The 14214-nt window shown below is 69.6% G+C and carries 13 protein-coding genes; 6 read left to right on the plus strand and 7 right to left on the minus strand.

What is annotated here, in order from left to right; all coding sequences use genetic code 11:
- Positions 1–53: 53 nt before the first annotated feature.
- On the plus strand, positions 54–725 hold the full coding sequence (locus tag F1734_RS01195; protein WP_048771278.1) for a hypothetical protein: 672 nt from the start codon (positions 54–56) through the stop codon (positions 723–725).
- On the opposite strand, the gene F1734_RS01200 is transcribed toward F1734_RS01195, so the two are convergent.
- A complete protein-coding gene (locus F1734_RS01200) occupies positions 716–2440 on the minus strand; it encodes a cutinase family protein (RefSeq protein ID WP_203011260.1) in 1725 nt (574 codons plus the stop codon). The two genes, F1734_RS01195 and F1734_RS01200, sit on opposite strands and share 10 nt — an antisense overlap.
- A 245-nt stretch (positions 2441–2685) precedes the next feature.
- On the opposite strand from F1734_RS01200, the gene F1734_RS01205 reads away from it, so the two are divergent.
- Positions 2686–3102, plus strand: a complete 417-nt coding sequence (locus F1734_RS01205) for a TIGR03618 family F420-dependent PPOX class oxidoreductase (protein WP_017680192.1) — start codon at positions 2686–2688, stop codon at positions 3100–3102.
- 343 nt (positions 3103–3445) lie between these two features.
- Positions 3446–4747, plus strand: coding sequence for an MFS transporter (locus F1734_RS01210; protein ID WP_040272951.1), 1302 nt, complete (start codon positions 3446–3448; stop codon positions 4745–4747).
- Between the two features lie 109 nt (positions 4748–4856).
- Here F1734_RS01210 and dnaB read toward each other — a convergent pair whose 3' ends face one another.
- From dnaB to rpsF, 5 genes are all read right to left on the minus strand, one after another.
- Positions 4857–8066, minus strand: coding sequence for a replicative DNA helicase (gene dnaB / locus F1734_RS01215; RefSeq protein ID WP_228287133.1), 3210 nt, complete (start codon positions 8064–8066; stop codon positions 4857–4859).
- Positions 8067–8534: 468 nt separating this feature from the next.
- Positions 8535–8990 (minus strand): 50S ribosomal protein L9, encoded by a 456-nt coding sequence (rplI, locus tag F1734_RS01220; RefSeq protein ID WP_017680194.1) that lies wholly within the window; start codon positions 8988–8990, stop codon positions 8535–8537.
- 19 nt (positions 8991–9009) lie between these two features.
- On the minus strand, positions 9010–9252 hold the full coding sequence (gene rpsR, locus F1734_RS01225; protein ID WP_003938621.1) for a 30S ribosomal protein S18: 243 nt from the start codon (positions 9250–9252) through the stop codon (positions 9010–9012).
- Positions 9253–9295: 43 nt separating this feature from the next.
- Entirely contained in the window at positions 9296–9808 is a 513-nt protein-coding gene (locus tag F1734_RS01230) for a single-stranded DNA-binding protein (RefSeq protein WP_010596250.1), read from the minus strand.
- A gap of 64 nt (positions 9809–9872) precedes the next feature.
- Positions 9873–10160 carry a 30S ribosomal protein S6 gene (rpsF, locus tag F1734_RS01235; RefSeq protein ID WP_003938619.1) on the minus strand — a complete coding sequence of 96 codons (288 nt, stop codon included), beginning with the start codon at positions 10158–10160 and terminating at the stop codon, positions 9873–9875.
- Positions 10161–10290: 130 nt separating this feature from the next.
- Here rpsF and F1734_RS01240 point away from each other — a divergent pair, with 130 nt between their 5' ends.
- From F1734_RS01240 to F1734_RS01250, 3 genes are all read left to right on the plus strand, one after another.
- Positions 10291–11634: a glycosyltransferase 87 family protein gene (locus F1734_RS01240; protein ID WP_040273033.1), complete on the plus strand. Its 1344-nt coding sequence runs from the start codon at positions 10291–10293 to the stop codon at positions 11632–11634.
- Between the two features lie 124 nt (positions 11635–11758).
- Positions 11759–12109, plus strand: a complete 351-nt coding sequence (locus F1734_RS01245; RefSeq protein WP_010596252.1) for a CD225/dispanin family protein — start codon at positions 11759–11761, stop codon at positions 12107–12109.
- An 11-nt stretch (positions 12110–12120) separates the two neighbouring features.
- Positions 12121–12534, plus strand: a complete 414-nt coding sequence (locus tag F1734_RS01250) for a DUF2752 domain-containing protein (protein ID WP_010596253.1) — start codon at positions 12121–12123, stop codon at positions 12532–12534.
- Positions 12535–12632: 98 nt separating this feature from the next.
- On the opposite strand, the gene F1734_RS01255 is transcribed toward F1734_RS01250, so the two are convergent.
- Positions 12633–14210, minus strand: a complete 1578-nt coding sequence (locus F1734_RS01255; RefSeq protein WP_048771270.1) for a glycosyltransferase family 87 protein — start codon at positions 14208–14210, stop codon at positions 12633–12635.
- Positions 14211–14214: the final 4 nt, after the last annotated feature.

The raw sequence follows: 14214 nt of genomic DNA on the forward strand, positions 1-14214 counted from the left end.
TCTCCGGGTGATCCCGGATTCGCTCCAGCGTGCGCCGGGCGACAGTGGACCACATGGCGAAGCGTCCGGGACAGCGGTGGCGGCAGGCGACGGTGTGGCTGCACGTGGTCACGTCCGTGGGATGGATGAGCCAGGCCCTCGCGCTGCTCGTCCTGCTGACACTGAGCGGCACCGCGGTGGATCCCGCGGTGCGGGTGGCCGGAACGACGATGGCGCAGCACCTCGACAGCACGCTGCTCGCCCCGCTGGCCAACGCGTCGGCGTTCACGGGCTTCCTGCTCGCGGCGGCGACGCCGTGGGGCTTCCTGCGCTACTGGTGGGTCGCGATCAAGTTCGTCCTCACCGTGGTCCAGGTGAACCTCGGGATCTTCCTGCTGTCGGCGGGCCTGAACAGTTCGGTGGACGCCGCCCGCGACGGCGCGTCCGGACCGGCGGGGCCGATGATCGCGGGTACCGCTCTGATGGTCGGGGCGCTCGCCTTCCAGGCGTGGTTGTCGGTCGCGAAACCCTGGGCCCGTACCCCGTGGACGGCCGGGAAGGCGAAACTGCCCACCGCGCCGCCGTGGGTCTTCACGATGGCGACGGGCGCAGTGGCCGCCGATCTGGCCGTCGCGGTGCTGCTGGGCCATCCACTGCCCGCCTTCTCCGCGGTGGCCCTGGTCGTCGCGTCGACGACCAGGGCCAGGACGATCCGCGAGGCGAGCCTTCGACCGGCCTACGGCTGAGGCACCGGCGTGGTGGTCGTCGCGGTGGTGGTGGCCGCCGGCGTCGTGGTCTCGGCGGCACTCGACTCCGTCGTCGTGGACTCGACGGGCGGCAGCGGCTCGACGACCGGGGACTGCACTGCAGGGGACGGAACCGGGGACGTCGTGGTCGCCGTCGGAGCGGGAGCCGCCGCCTGGGCGGGCGCGGGGGCCTGGACGGGCGCCGGCGACGCCGCCGTCGTGGTGGTCGCGGCCGGGGTCCGCGAGGTGGTCGTCGGGGCGGTCGTGGTGGCCTCGGCGGCGGCCTTCTCCGCGTCCTCGTCCACCGTCGGCGGGATCGGCGCCGGATCGATCGGCTTCGACGAGACGACGAGCTTCGGGGCGGTCGACTCGGCCTCGGCCTTGTCGAGCTCGCCGCTCTCGGCCTGCTTCGCCAGGTGCGTCAGCCAGGCTGCCGCGTACTGCGCCGAGGTCAGGGGCTTGCCGTTCTCGGGGTCGGAGTCGCGCCAGTAGTCGAAGTGGTGCCCGGTATCGGGACCGAGGGTCTGCTGGTAGGGATCGCTCAGCGCCACCTCGAGGGTGTTCTCGTTGTCGGCGAGGAACCCGATGACCTCGTTGCGGAGCTTCGCCGGCAGATAGGCCAGGTCGATCAGCTCACCGGAGGTGATCTCGTCGTCCGTGCCGTCCGAGGCGACATCGCGGACGGCCGGCTCGTAGGACGGATCCGACACCTTGATGAGCACGTCGAGGAACGTCTCGTCGCTCTGCATCCAGTTCTCCTGCGACTGGATGTCGGCGAACGCGGCCATGGCGATCCGCCCGAGGACCGTGGCGACGTCCAGCGCGGTCTGCGGCGTGAGGCCCTCGCGCTCGAGCGCGTCGACGTTCAACTGCCGGCCCACGTTCACCGCGAGCTGCAGCAGGGCGATGTTCTCCGGGGCAGAACACGTGAGGTCGCCCTCCGAGCAGAACGACGCCACCTTGCCGTCCAGCGCCCCGAAGCTGCCCGAGGTGCCCGGCAGCGAACCGCTGCCCGACGCGCTGTTGCGGCCCGACTGGTAGGCGAGGTCGAACCCGTCCGGGTTGCGGAACTCGTCCTCCGCGCCGGGGAACGGTCCCTCGCCCGCCTCACGACCGGCGTCGGCCAGGATGACCACACCCACGACCGAATCCGGATCGACGATCTCGTACGACCCGTCCTCGGCGACCTCCTGGTTACCGATCTCCATCGCCACCCGGCGCGCCACATCGGCGCCCTCGCTGTACCCGACGACGGCGAACTTCGTGTCCGGGCATGCCTCGCGGATCGCCTGCATCACGGTCTGGGCGTTGTCCACGCCGGTCTCGACGGCGTCGTCGTACGACGACATGTTCGCCGGGTACTCGACGTACACCGCGGAGTAGGAGCCCTCCGGGACGTCGTCGCGCGGCGCGTTGACGACCTCGTCGACCCAGGGGCTGCTGAAGTCGGTGGACGATGCGGCGGGCAGAGGGTTCCCGTCGGCGTCGAGGAGCATCGCATGCGTTCCGGGGCGGGGGCTGTCGTTGCGCCCGCCGACCGCGATGCTCACCATGTCGTGGCACTCGGTGACCGACGCGGTCAGCGTCGTCGGGGTCGTCGACGGCGCCGACGGTTCCGAGACCGCCACCGCTATCACCGCCGCCGCGCCCAGCGCCACGGGAGCCACCGCAGCCGCGGCAATCCGCTTGTTTCGCACCGCCCAATCGAGTGCCATGGTCCCACCCCATCCGATCTCGGTCCGTGCCGACGACCCCGGTTGCGGTGTCGACGCGTCGGACGGAACGTCGCTCGGGGACTCGGTCGTGTTACATGTCCGTATCGCGGGAGGGGCCGCGATACGCGGTCGAGGCTTCTGTCCCCCGCGTCGTTCCGCTCGGGCAGCACCGTCGTCCGGGGGCGGTCCCCCTGTCCTGCGGCAACAGCCTGTGCATCCATGTGGGCGCGAGTAGGCTGCCGGTCATGGCCGAACTGTCCGCCGAGGTGCGGGCTCTGCTCGGGGCGCGGAACATGGCACACGTCGCGACGCTCATGCCCGACGGCTCACCGCATGTCTCTCCCGTGTGGATTGCGGTCGAGGGTGATCGCTTGGCGATCTTCTCCGCTCGCGAGAACCGGAAGGTCGCCAATCTACGCCGTGACGGGCGCGTCGCCGTGTCGGTCTGCGACGAGCACAATCCGTATCGGTCGGTCGTCGTCCGCGGCCGGGTCGTCGAGGAACTCCAGGGCGACGAAGCGGTCGAGATCATGGACCGGATGAGCAACCGCTACGTCGGCACCGACTTCCCGATGCGCTCGGCGATCGTCTCGCTCATCGAACCCGAGCGAGTTCACCTGCAGGACCTCCCGTTCCACCATCCCTCCGACACCGGAACCTGAGCCGCGACCTCCGAGGCCGTCCGGGTGCGACCGTCGACCGCGATCCGGGATGCGCGCCCTGCACGACCGCAGCGCGATCCGATTCGGCGCGAGGATTCGTTGCGCGTGCGGCGCAGGCTCCGCTCGGTCCCGTCGTTCCGGGAATCGCCTTTCACTCTCGCGGCCCACACCGAGCGCGTCTGATCCATCTCGGGACCGCCGACACAACGGTCGTTTTCACTGAGTGAAATAGCTTCTGCCTGATCGATTTTCCCGATCGGCCCTGTCCCACAGCGGAGTTGACGTACGGCAGTGCACGCAGTCACAATCCGAACGATCACTCGGTTACGAACAGGTGTGCACTATGCGAACAAGCTCCGACGGGGTCGCCACCGAGGCGCCCCGACACACGACCCGCTCCGCGCGACTCGTCATCGCGCTGTGCTGGGTCGCGGTACTCCTCGACGGCTTCGACCTCGTCGTTCTCGGCGCCGTGAACCCGGCGCTGCTGGACTACCCGGACTGGAACGTCGATGCCGGCGGCCTCACGGTCATCTCGACCGCCGGCCTGGTCGGCATGACACTCGGAGCCCTGGCCATCGGCACACTGACCGACGTCCTCGGCCGGCGACGCACCCTCATCTTCTCCGTCACCGCCTTCTCGGTGCTGACCCTCGCATGCGCGTTCGCGACATCACCGGAGATGCTCGGCGTCCTGCGCTTCCTCGCGGGCCTCGGCCTCGGCGGCGCACTGCCCACCGCGCTGGCCATCGTCGCCGAATTCGCGCCCGGGAAAAAGGGATCCGCGTCGACCACCGTCATGACCGGCTACCACGTCGGCGCCGTGGCGACGGCCCTGCTCGCCCTCGTCCTGCTGGAGAGTTCCGGGTGGCGTTCGATGTTCGTCGCGGGCACACTGCCGGCGTTCGTTCTCGTCCCCCTGATGTTCCGCTACCTGCCCGAGTCGCCCGCGTACCTCTCCGCCCGAGGCCGGCACGACGAAGCCGCACGCATCGCTGCCGACTACGGACTTCCGTCCACCGACGTCGTGCCACCGGGCCCCGGCCACACCCCGGACGCGAAGCCGGCGTCGCCGGTGCGGGCCCTGTTCTCGCCGCAGTTGCTGCGCACCAGCGTGTCCATCTGGGTCACCTCCTTCATGGGGCTGCTCCTGGTGTACGGCCTCAACACCTGGCTGCCGACGATCATGCGCGAAGCCGGATACGACCTCGGTGCGTCGCTGTCGCTGCTGCTCGTGCTCAACGCCGGTGCCGTCGCGGGCCTGCTCGTCGCCGGCCGCGTCGCCGACCGGATCGGCGCACGCACCGCGGGCCTCGTGTGGTTCACCCTCGCCGCGCTGTTCCTCGCCACGCTCAGCATCAACCTCGCCTACGGCGTCTACGTGCTGGTGTTCCTTGCCGGCTGCTTCGTCTTCAGTTCCCAGGTGCTCGTCTACGCCTTCACCAGCGCGGCCTACCCGGCCGAGGCACGCGCCACGGCGCTCGGCTGGTCCGCCGGCGTGGGCCGCATCGGCGCCATCTGCGGTCCGATCCTCGGCGGTGCGCTCCTGCAGGCCGGCGTCGCCTACCCCTGGGGCTTCTACGCCTTCGCCGCCGTCGGCGTACTCGGCGCCGTCGCACTGTCGACGAGCCGGCCGGTGCGGTAGCGCTCGGAACTTGCCCACCGAATCGGAACTTGCCGCGTGAATTGCGTGGGCAAGTTCCGAATCGGTGCGCGAATCCCGTCGGACGCCGTCCGGGCTGTGAGGCGAACCCTCAGCCCCGCGCCATGTCCACGAAGCGCGACAAGTGCAGCTGGTGCGCGACGGTGATCGTGGCCGTCGGACCGTTGCGGTGCTTGCCGAGGATCAGATCCGCCTCACCGCCGCGCGGGTCGTCACGTTCGAACGCGTCTGGCCGGTGCAGCAGAATCACCATGTCGGCATCCTGCTCGAGACTGTTGTGCACCGAGATGCCATCGGCAACAAAGTTGTGCGTGCCCGGGACGGTCCCGTCGTACACGTCCTGCTCACCGAGGCTGACGATGGATACGATCTCGTCCCAGTACACATTGTTGGTGGCGAGCATGTCGATGTCGGCGGTGTCGAGGACGCCTGCCACCTGAGCCAGACTCGACCGTGAACCCCCAACGGACCGCGAAGCCGCGGCCGCGACGAGCTCGCTGGGAGCGAGTTCCTCGACAGCGAGGAGCCGGCCCAGCGCCGCCTCGACGTCGGGTGTCACGGTGTCGGCGTCGTGACGTACGAGCTTCGGGCCGAGCTGCGCGAGCACCCACTGTGCCGCGGTGCCGTGGGCGCCCACGTCGTGCAGGAAGACGGCCTGATTCTCCGGGCCGGTGACGACGACATCCCACCCTGTTTCGGCCGCAGCGATCCGAGCGAAGACGCCGATTCGCAGGAGCAGACGGGCCAAGTCGTCGGCGAGGCACCGGGCTGCGCACGGATACCGGACATCGGCCCGCCCTCGGGCTCCGTCCCACGCGACGATTCCGTTGCCCTCCCACACGTGGCACACGAGCGCGGCGACCTGTTCCTTCGGCAGCGCGAACGCCTGGGACGGAACAGAACTTTCGACGACGGCGCGCTCGGCCAGCGCGACGACGTCGTCCGCCGAGACGGCGTGCGTGTCGAGAGGAGCAGGAACGGCGCGGGGCGCCGCGACCCGCTCGCCGACCGTGAGCTCGCCGAGGGGAATCCACCCGTCGACGGTGAGGAAGGGATGGTTCGCGGTGGCCTCCACCTGACGACCGGAGTCGAGCGTCAGCCGGAACACCTCCTTGCGTCCGCTCGGGAACACCTTGGTCATCGAGCGCGCAACCATGCGCATGCGCTCGTCCAGCGACCAGACGACGGGCTGTTCCCCACTGACCAGCAACTCGCCGAGGGTGACCTCGCAGCCGTTGTCCGCGCGCAGGACGCGGGTGCTCGCGGTGAGGCAACCCGACTCACGCAGGTCGGAGACCATGGGCTTCTTGTCGGTGCGCTGCTCGGGACCGCGGTTGAGCTGACAGATCGCGACCACCGGGACCTCGAGCTCCTTCGCGAGAAGCTTGAGGCTACGGGAGAATTCGGAGACCTCCTGCTGGCGGGACTCGACCTTCTTACCGGAGGTCATCAGCTGCAGGTAGTCGACGACGACCAGCCGGATGTCGTGTTTCTGCTTGAGGCGCCGCGCTTTTGCGCGAATCTCCATCATCGTCAGGTTGGGGGAGTCGTCGATGAACAGGGGCGCTTCGCTGATCTCGCTCATCCGCCGGGCGAGGCGCGTCCAGTCGTCGTCGGTCATGCGGCCCGAACGCATGTCACCGAGCTTGATCTTCGCCTCGGCGGAGAGCAGCCGCATGACGATCTCGGTCTTGCCCATTTCGAGGGAGAACATGACGGAAGCCATGCCGTGCTTGACCGAGCAGGACCGCAGGAAGTCCATGCCGAGCGTGGAGTTGTGGGTGGGCACCATCGACCGCCCGGCGAGATACAGGTGCTCACCGTCGACCTCGACGCACCGCACCGGTACGGACTCGACGGGACGGACGGCGACGATGCGCCGCTGCCGCGCCACCGTCGTACGGGTCTGCTTGTGCGCCTTGGCCTTGCTGGGGAGGACGAACACGTCGTCGTCGGTGGCGAATCGCACCGCCGACCCGGCGGCGGCGCAGGTGTAGCCGAGGCCGGCCAGCAGCTCGGCGACGTCGTCCCGCAGGCGGGCGCAGTCCGACTCGAATCGCACGGTGCCGTCGTCCTCGACGTGGCCGCCGGCGTCGAGCAGACCGGCGAGCAGTTCACGCCGCTGCTGTTCCGACGCCCGCTGGTAGGCGCCGGGGATGTGCGCGCCGAGCGTCATGAGTTCCTCGGCGAATCCGCCCTCGCCCTGCACCCGCATGTGCACGTGGGGATCGGCCGACGGGCCACCGAGCCAGGCGCCGAGAGTGAACGGGGCGACGGGCAGATCGGCGACGGGCAGGCGCAGCGGAGCGACGTTGCCGACGATGTGGCCGGTGGAGAGTGAGGCCGCGAGCTCCCCGGTGGTGCGTACCCGCGACGGGCCGCCGTCGGAGGTGAGCCACTGATGCTGCTCGTCGGCGACGAGGACCGTGCCGTCGGAGAACTCCACCTCGAAGCAGGGGCGGCCGTGCAGCACCTCGGTGGCGGCCAGCACCCGGGTGGGGCGACCGTGGGCGTCGAGAAGTTCGTCGCCGACGGCGACCTCGCCCATGGTCGTCCAGCCGCCGGGGGTGGGCAGTGCAGTGTCGAGGGACAGCGCCTTTCCGACACCCGGGCGGGCGGCGACGATGATCATCTGCCCGGCGTGGAGACCGTTGGTGATCTCGTCGAGTTCGGCGAACCCGGTGGGCACACCCAGGGAGATGCCGCCGCGGCTGGCGATCGAGTCGATCTCGTCCATGGTGGGCTGCAGCAGCTCTTCGAGCGGGACGAAGTCCTCGGACGTGCGGCGCTCCGAGACCTCGAAGATCTCGGCCTGGGCGCGGTCGACGACCTCGGCGACGTCCTGCCCATCGGAGCCGGCGTACCCGTACTGGACGATGCGGGTGCCGGCCTCGACGAGGCGGCGCAGGATGGCCTTCTCGGCGACGATCTCGGCGTAGTAGCTGGCGTTCGCGGCGGTAGGCACGGTCTGGGTCAGCGTCACCAGGTAGGCGGCGCCGCCGATGCGGCGGAGCTCTCCGCGCCGGTCGAGTTCCGCGGACACCGTGACGGGGTCGGCCGGCTCACCGCGACTGTAGAGATCGAGGATCGAGTCGTACACCGCCTGGTGGGCGGGACGGTAGAAGTCGCCGGGCCGCAGCACCTCGAGCACGTCGGCGATGGCGTCCTTGCTGAGCAGCATGCCCCCGAGCACCGACTGCTCGGCGACCATGTCCTGCGGGGGCTGGCGGCCGAAGTCGCCCGCCGGCTCCTCCGGCGGTCCCGGGTACTCGGAATGGCCCCGATCGTCCACTACAGCCACGCGACGCCGTCCTTCCCCGTCTCGGCACCTTCGCGGGGGACAGGCCCTGTCCACCCGCGCTCGTCACCACTTCTACCCGGCCCCACCGACACGTCCTCCGGACGCGCGCGCTCGACGTTAGGCACTGGGAACGCCCCGTCCAAATCCGCCTGTGCACACATCTGTGGATGAATTGTGGAAACAGGAGGACGACCTTGTGCACCCCTTGGGGACAACCTGGGGACAACGCATCTCACACTTTGCATCGCTGCTGTTCAGACGGCACAAATCGTGTTTCACAAGTGTGGAGAACAACCCGCTCGGCGTGTCGTGCCGGATGTGTTTCCGGGCGTGTTACGCGGTTCCGGCACCCCGCCGCTATGCTGCAGGTCACAAACCTACCGGTACCCCCGTCGGGTTATCCACAAGCCTGTGGACAGACGACGAAGAGCCCTGCACCAGGGGCGCAGGGCTCTTCGAGGACCGGAATCAGGCGGCCACGACGTTCAGATCGAACTTCGCGGTCACGTCCGGGTGCAGCTTCACGATCACCGTGTGCTTGCCGGTCGACTTGATGTGCGCCTTGGGCAGCTCGATGATGCGCTTGTCGACGACGGGGCCACCGGCGGCCTTGACGGCACCGGCAACGTCGGCGGCGGTGACCGAGCCGAACAGCTTGCCCGAGTCGCCGGCGGTCTTCACGGCCAAGGTGACGCTCTCGAGGCCCTCGATCGCGGCCTTGAGCTCCTTGGCGTGATCGAGGCCGCGCACCGCACGAGCCTCCTGGGCCCGGCGGATGCCCTCGACCTGCTTCTGGGCACCACGGGTGGCGACGATCGCCAGGCCGCGGGGCAGCAGGTAGTTGCGGCCGTAGCCGTCCTTGACCTCGACGGTGTCGCCAGGCGCACCGAGGTTGTCCACGTCGGCAGTGAGAATGAGCTTCATCGTGTGTCCCTCCCTTTCCTTAGCGAGCCGTCGAGACGTAAGGAAGCAGGGCCACCTCACGCGAGTTCTTCACAGCGATGGCAACGTCGCGCTGGTGCTGCACGCAGTTACCCGTGACACGACGGGCGCGGATCTTGCCGCGGTCGCTGACGTACTTGCGCAGCAACGTCGTGTCCTTGTAGTCGATCTGCACGTTCTTTTCCTTGCAGAAGGTGCAGACCTTCTTCTTCAAAACCTTTTCGCGCGCGGGCGCCTTAGGCATGGTCTTTCTCCGTACTTTCCGAATGTTCCGATCGAAGGTCGGATCAGAACGGGGGCTCGTCGTCCCCGCCGAAGGAGCCCGCCGCCGGGGCGCTGCCCCACGGGTCGTCCCCGCCGGTGCTCGCGCCGGCACGGGCCCCGCCCGATCCTCCGGAGGAACCGCCGAAGCCGCCCCCGCCACCGCCCCCGCCACGGCTGGCCTTGTTGACCTTGGCCGTCGCGTAGCGGAGCGAGGGGCCGATCTCGTCGACCTCGAGCTCCACGACAGTGCGCTTCTCGCCTTCACGCGTCTCGTAGCTGCGCTGCTTGAGCCGGCCCTGCACGATCACGCGCGAGCCACGGGTCAAGCTCTCGGCCACGTTCTCCGCTGCCTCACGCCAGATGTTGCAGCGCAGGAACAGCGCCTCGCCGTCCTTCCACTCGTTGGACTGACGGTCGAAGATGCGGGGCGTGGACGCGACGGTGAAGTTCGCGACCGCGGCCCCCGCCGGGGTGAAACGCAGCTCGGGATCAGCCGTCAGATTGCCGATGACGGTGATGACGGTGTCGCCTGCCATGTGGTTCCTCCTGCTGTGTGTGGAGTCCTGATGCGCCCGAGCCTACGGCCGGACGCCGACAGACTCACTTGCCGTGGCGCAGAACCTTGGTGCGGAGCACCGACTCGTTCAGGCCGAGCTGGCGATCCAGCTCCGCGACAGTGGCGGGCGTAGCGCTGATGTCGATCACCGCGTAGATGCCTTCGCTGTGCTTGGCGATCTCGTACGCGAGACGACGCTTACCCCACACGTCGACCTTGTCGATCTTGCCGCCGTCCTGGCGAACAACGTTGAGGAACGTATCCAGCGACGGGGCGACAGTGCGCTCGTCCAGGCTGGGGTCGAGAATGACCATCAGTTCGTAATGACGCATAAGACCTCATCACCTCCTATGGACTATGGGCGGTCACGGACGGTCCGTGACAGGAGGGTCGTTGCGTCAGCAACCCATGCAGGCTACACGACGCGCCCTTGACCAGCGAAATTGGCCTAGGGTGAAGAACATGCGCACGAGTTCCCGGACGCCCGCGCTCGTCGCCGTCGTGACGTGCGCGCTCGCCATGTGGCTCGGCTACCTGAACAAGGCCCGCTGCGCCGGGCCGCCGTTCGACCCGCAGGGCCGCAGCGTGCGGTTCGACGCGGTCAAGGACGCCACGGTCTGCTACTCCGACATCCAGCAGTTGTGGATCGGACGCGGCATCAACCTGCACCTGTTCCCGTTCCTCGACGGCGGGATCACCCGCGACGGCGTGCTCACCGGCGGCACCGTCGAGTACCCGGTACTGAGCGGCATCCTGATGTGGGTGGGGGCCCTGCGCGCCGACACCGACGCCGAGTTCCTCCTGCACTCCGCGCTGCTGCTGGCCCCGTTCGGCCTGCTCGTCGCGTGGCTCCTCGGCCGGCTGGCCGGATGGGCCGCGCTGCTCTGGTCGGTGACGCCGCCGCTGGTGCTGTACGGCTTCCACAACTGGGACCTGCCCGTCGTCGCGACCACCGTCGGGGCCGTGGCCGTGCTCGGGGTGCGACGGTGGTCCCTGCGCACCCGCGCGGTGGCCGCGGCCGTCCTGCTCGCGGTCGGGTTCTGCCTCAAGGTGTATCCCGGCATCTTCGTGCTGCCGCTGATCGCGTACGTCCTGACCGGCGGGGACGAACCGCGACCCCGGCGCGACGTGCGGGGCGCGGTGACGGTGGGCGCCGCAGCGGCGGTAACGGTGATCGCCGTGAACCTGCCGTTCGCGCTGCTCGGCTATCCGGGATGGCGCGCATCGTTCGAGTTCCAGGGCAACCGCGCGGCCGACGCCACGAGCAACTCGATCTGGTACTGGGGGCTGCGGCCGCTGGTCGGCGGCTATCAGGACACCGAGGTCACGGCCGAGTACAACGACATCGTCGCCGTCGTCTCGCCGTTGTCGATCTGCGCCGCCTTCGCGCTGGCGCTGTGGCTGGGGTGGCGGCGGTACCGCCGCGACGGCAGCTACCCGTGGGTCGCGGTCGGCGCCGCGATGCTGTGTGGATTCCTGCTGCTGCACAAGGTCCATTCACCGCAGTACACCCTGTGGCTGTTGCCGTTCCTGGTGCTGCTGCGGGTGCGCTGGCCGCTGATCGCCTCGTACCTCACCGTGGACCTCGCCATCGGGATCGGGGTGTTCCTGTGGTTCGACGCGACCATGACCCACAGCGACACCACGATCCCGCTGCTGCTCACCCTGGTCGGGGTGTGGGGGCGGGCCGCGCTGCTCGTCGTGCTGTTCTTCGTGTTCGCCGGCGCACCCCTGCGCCGATCCGGCCAGCCCCCACCCGACGAGGAGCAACCCCGGATGCCGGCTATGAGCGGAGAAAATCGGTGAACACGTCCCGGGCCGGGCGGCCGGCGCGGTCGTGGTGAGTGCGGCAGCACCGCGGCTGGTCTACCCTTCCGCGCGGGGGGAACCGGAACAGGCCGGGATCCCGACGGGGTGATCGAGGACGAAGATGAGTGACTATCCGCAGTACCCGCCGAACAATCCGGGCGGGTATCCCCCGCCGGGCGGCTACGGGTACTACCCGGGGCCGCAGTTCGGGCCGCCACCCGACAACAACCTGGTGTGGGGCATTCTCACGACGATCCTGTGCTGCCTGCCGCTCGGCGTCGTTTCGATCATCAAGGCGAGCCAGGTCAATTCCCTCTGGGCGCAGGGCCAGTTCGATGCCGCGCGCCGATCGGCCGACGACGCGAAGAAGTGGGCGATCTGGTCGGTGGTGGCGAGCGTCGCGGTATGGGCGGTGGTCGTCGTCTTCTACATCGTCGTCCTCGCCGCGGCGGTCTCGTCGTCGGGTTACTGAGGGACCCGGCCGTGCAGACGCTCACCGCCCGGCTCGCCGCTCCCGTCGGGGTGGCGGCCGTGTCGGTGTGCGTGTGCGCGGCCGTCGCGTGGGCGGATCCGACGACGCCGGGTGGCCCGATTCCGCCGTGCCCGACCCGCGCCCTGTTCGGTATCTGGTGCCCCGGGTGCGGATCGTCGCGGATGCTGTATTCGCTGCTGCACCTCGATGTTCCGGCCGCGCTGCGCTACAACGCCCTCGGCGTGGCCGCGGTGCTGCTGCTGGGGTGGTCGTTCGTCGTGTGGACGGCCGCCCGGGTCCGTGGACACCGGATCGTCCAGTGGTACCAGTGGCGGTGGGCGCCGCAGATCGTGCTGTGGGCGGTGCTGGGCTGGTTCGTCGTCCGCAACCTCCCCGTCGCGCCCTTCGACGCGCTGCGCGTGTAGACGACGCTCGTCGCGGACGAGCACTCGCGCGCGAAAATGCTTCCCGCGCAGGTTTTTACGCGCGCGGGCAGCACCCGTCGCGCGCGGCTCCGGCCGGGCTACGGTGCGGCGCTCGAGGCGGGTGTCCGCCGCTCGGCCGATTCGGGAGGTGATGTCCGCCGGGCGCCGGGCCGCACTCCCTCCGGAATCCACCGCGGGGGAGCGTCGGGGGCGTGGTCGAGCACACCACCGACGGGGTCGTCGACGAAGCCGTAGCGCACGAGATCCTCGGCCGGACGGAGAATCTGCCGGACGACGAGCGCGCACAGCGCCACGACCGCGAGGTCGCGCAGCAGCACGGTCGTCGTGAACCACTGCTCGGGCAGGCCCTTGTTCTCGGCGCCGAGATAGAAGTACATGCGCGGCACCCAGACGAGGGCGTCGATCGTCATCCACGCGAGCAGGATCCGCCGGTGCGGCAGGGCCAGCACGGCGAGCGGCACCAGCCACAGCGAATACTGGGGGCTCCACACCTTGTTGGTGAGCAGGAACGCGGCAACCACGAGGAAGCACAACTGGGCGAGGCGGGGGCGGCGCGGAGCCGTCCACGCGAGCCACGCGATGCCGCCGCAGGCCGCGGCGAACAGCAGCAGCGACACCGAGTTCAGCGTGGAGGTGTCCCAGCCGGACCACCCGGTCAGCGACCGCGCGACGTTGTAGATCGAATCGGGGTCCGCCCCGCGTTCGGTGTTGAGCCGGAAGAACTCGGCCCAGCCGCGCGGGTAGAGGACCATGATCGGCAGGTTCACGGCGAGCCAGGCGGCCGCCGCGGCACCGGCCGCCTGGCCCAGTGCCCGCAGCTTCCCGGTGCGCAGGCACAGCAGCAGCAGCGGACCGAACAGCAGCAGCGGGTACAGCTTGGTGGCGGCACCGAGCCCGAACAGCACCCCGGCGAGCACCGGCCGCCGCCGCGCCCAGGCCAGCAGCCCACCGGCCGCGAAGGCGGTGGCGAGGGCGTCGAAGTTGGTGAAGGCGTGCACGGCGACAAGCGGCGAGGCGGCGACGAGCGCCGCGTCCCAGATGCGGCGGCCGGCGGAGAGCGCGGTGGCCCACACGGTGACGAGCCAGGCCGCGGCGAGACCCACCGCGACGATGTCGAAGTAGATCGCCACCTGCAGGCCGCCCGGAAGCCACGACGCGGCGTCCCAGGCCTTCGCTGCGCGCATCGAGACGTACTGGTAGAGGCCGGCGAGGACCGGATACTCCATGTACCGGACCTGGGACTGCCCGTCCGGTCCGGGCTCCTCCCACGACGTCTTGTACGGGAAGGCACCGGCACTGAGGCGTTCGGCGCCGTAGAGCGGCACGACGTCGGAGTAGCACATGGCGACGTACTGCCGGTTGTCGCCCCAGTCCAGCCCGAGGGCACCGTTCTCGCCCACCGGCCCCTGCTGGATGCAGGCGGCCTTGGTGAACCAGCCGAGAGCGAGGAACACGACCGCCAGGAGCAGCAGCGCGCGCAGCGGCGTGAAGAACCGGGTGCGTCCGAGCAGGGCGTACCGTCCGACGGGGCCGCCGATGCCGGTGGACAGACGCGACACCGTCGGATCGGTCCATCCGGGTGCGTCGCGCCAGTCCGCGGAGCGGCGGTCGGCAACGAGCGGACCCGGCGACGCGAGCTCTCTCTTCTCGGTCACCCCG

It is taken from the genome of Rhodococcus ruber, assembly GCF_016804345.1.
Lineage (GTDB): Bacteria > Actinomycetota > Actinomycetes > Mycobacteriales > Mycobacteriaceae > Rhodococcus > Rhodococcus ruber.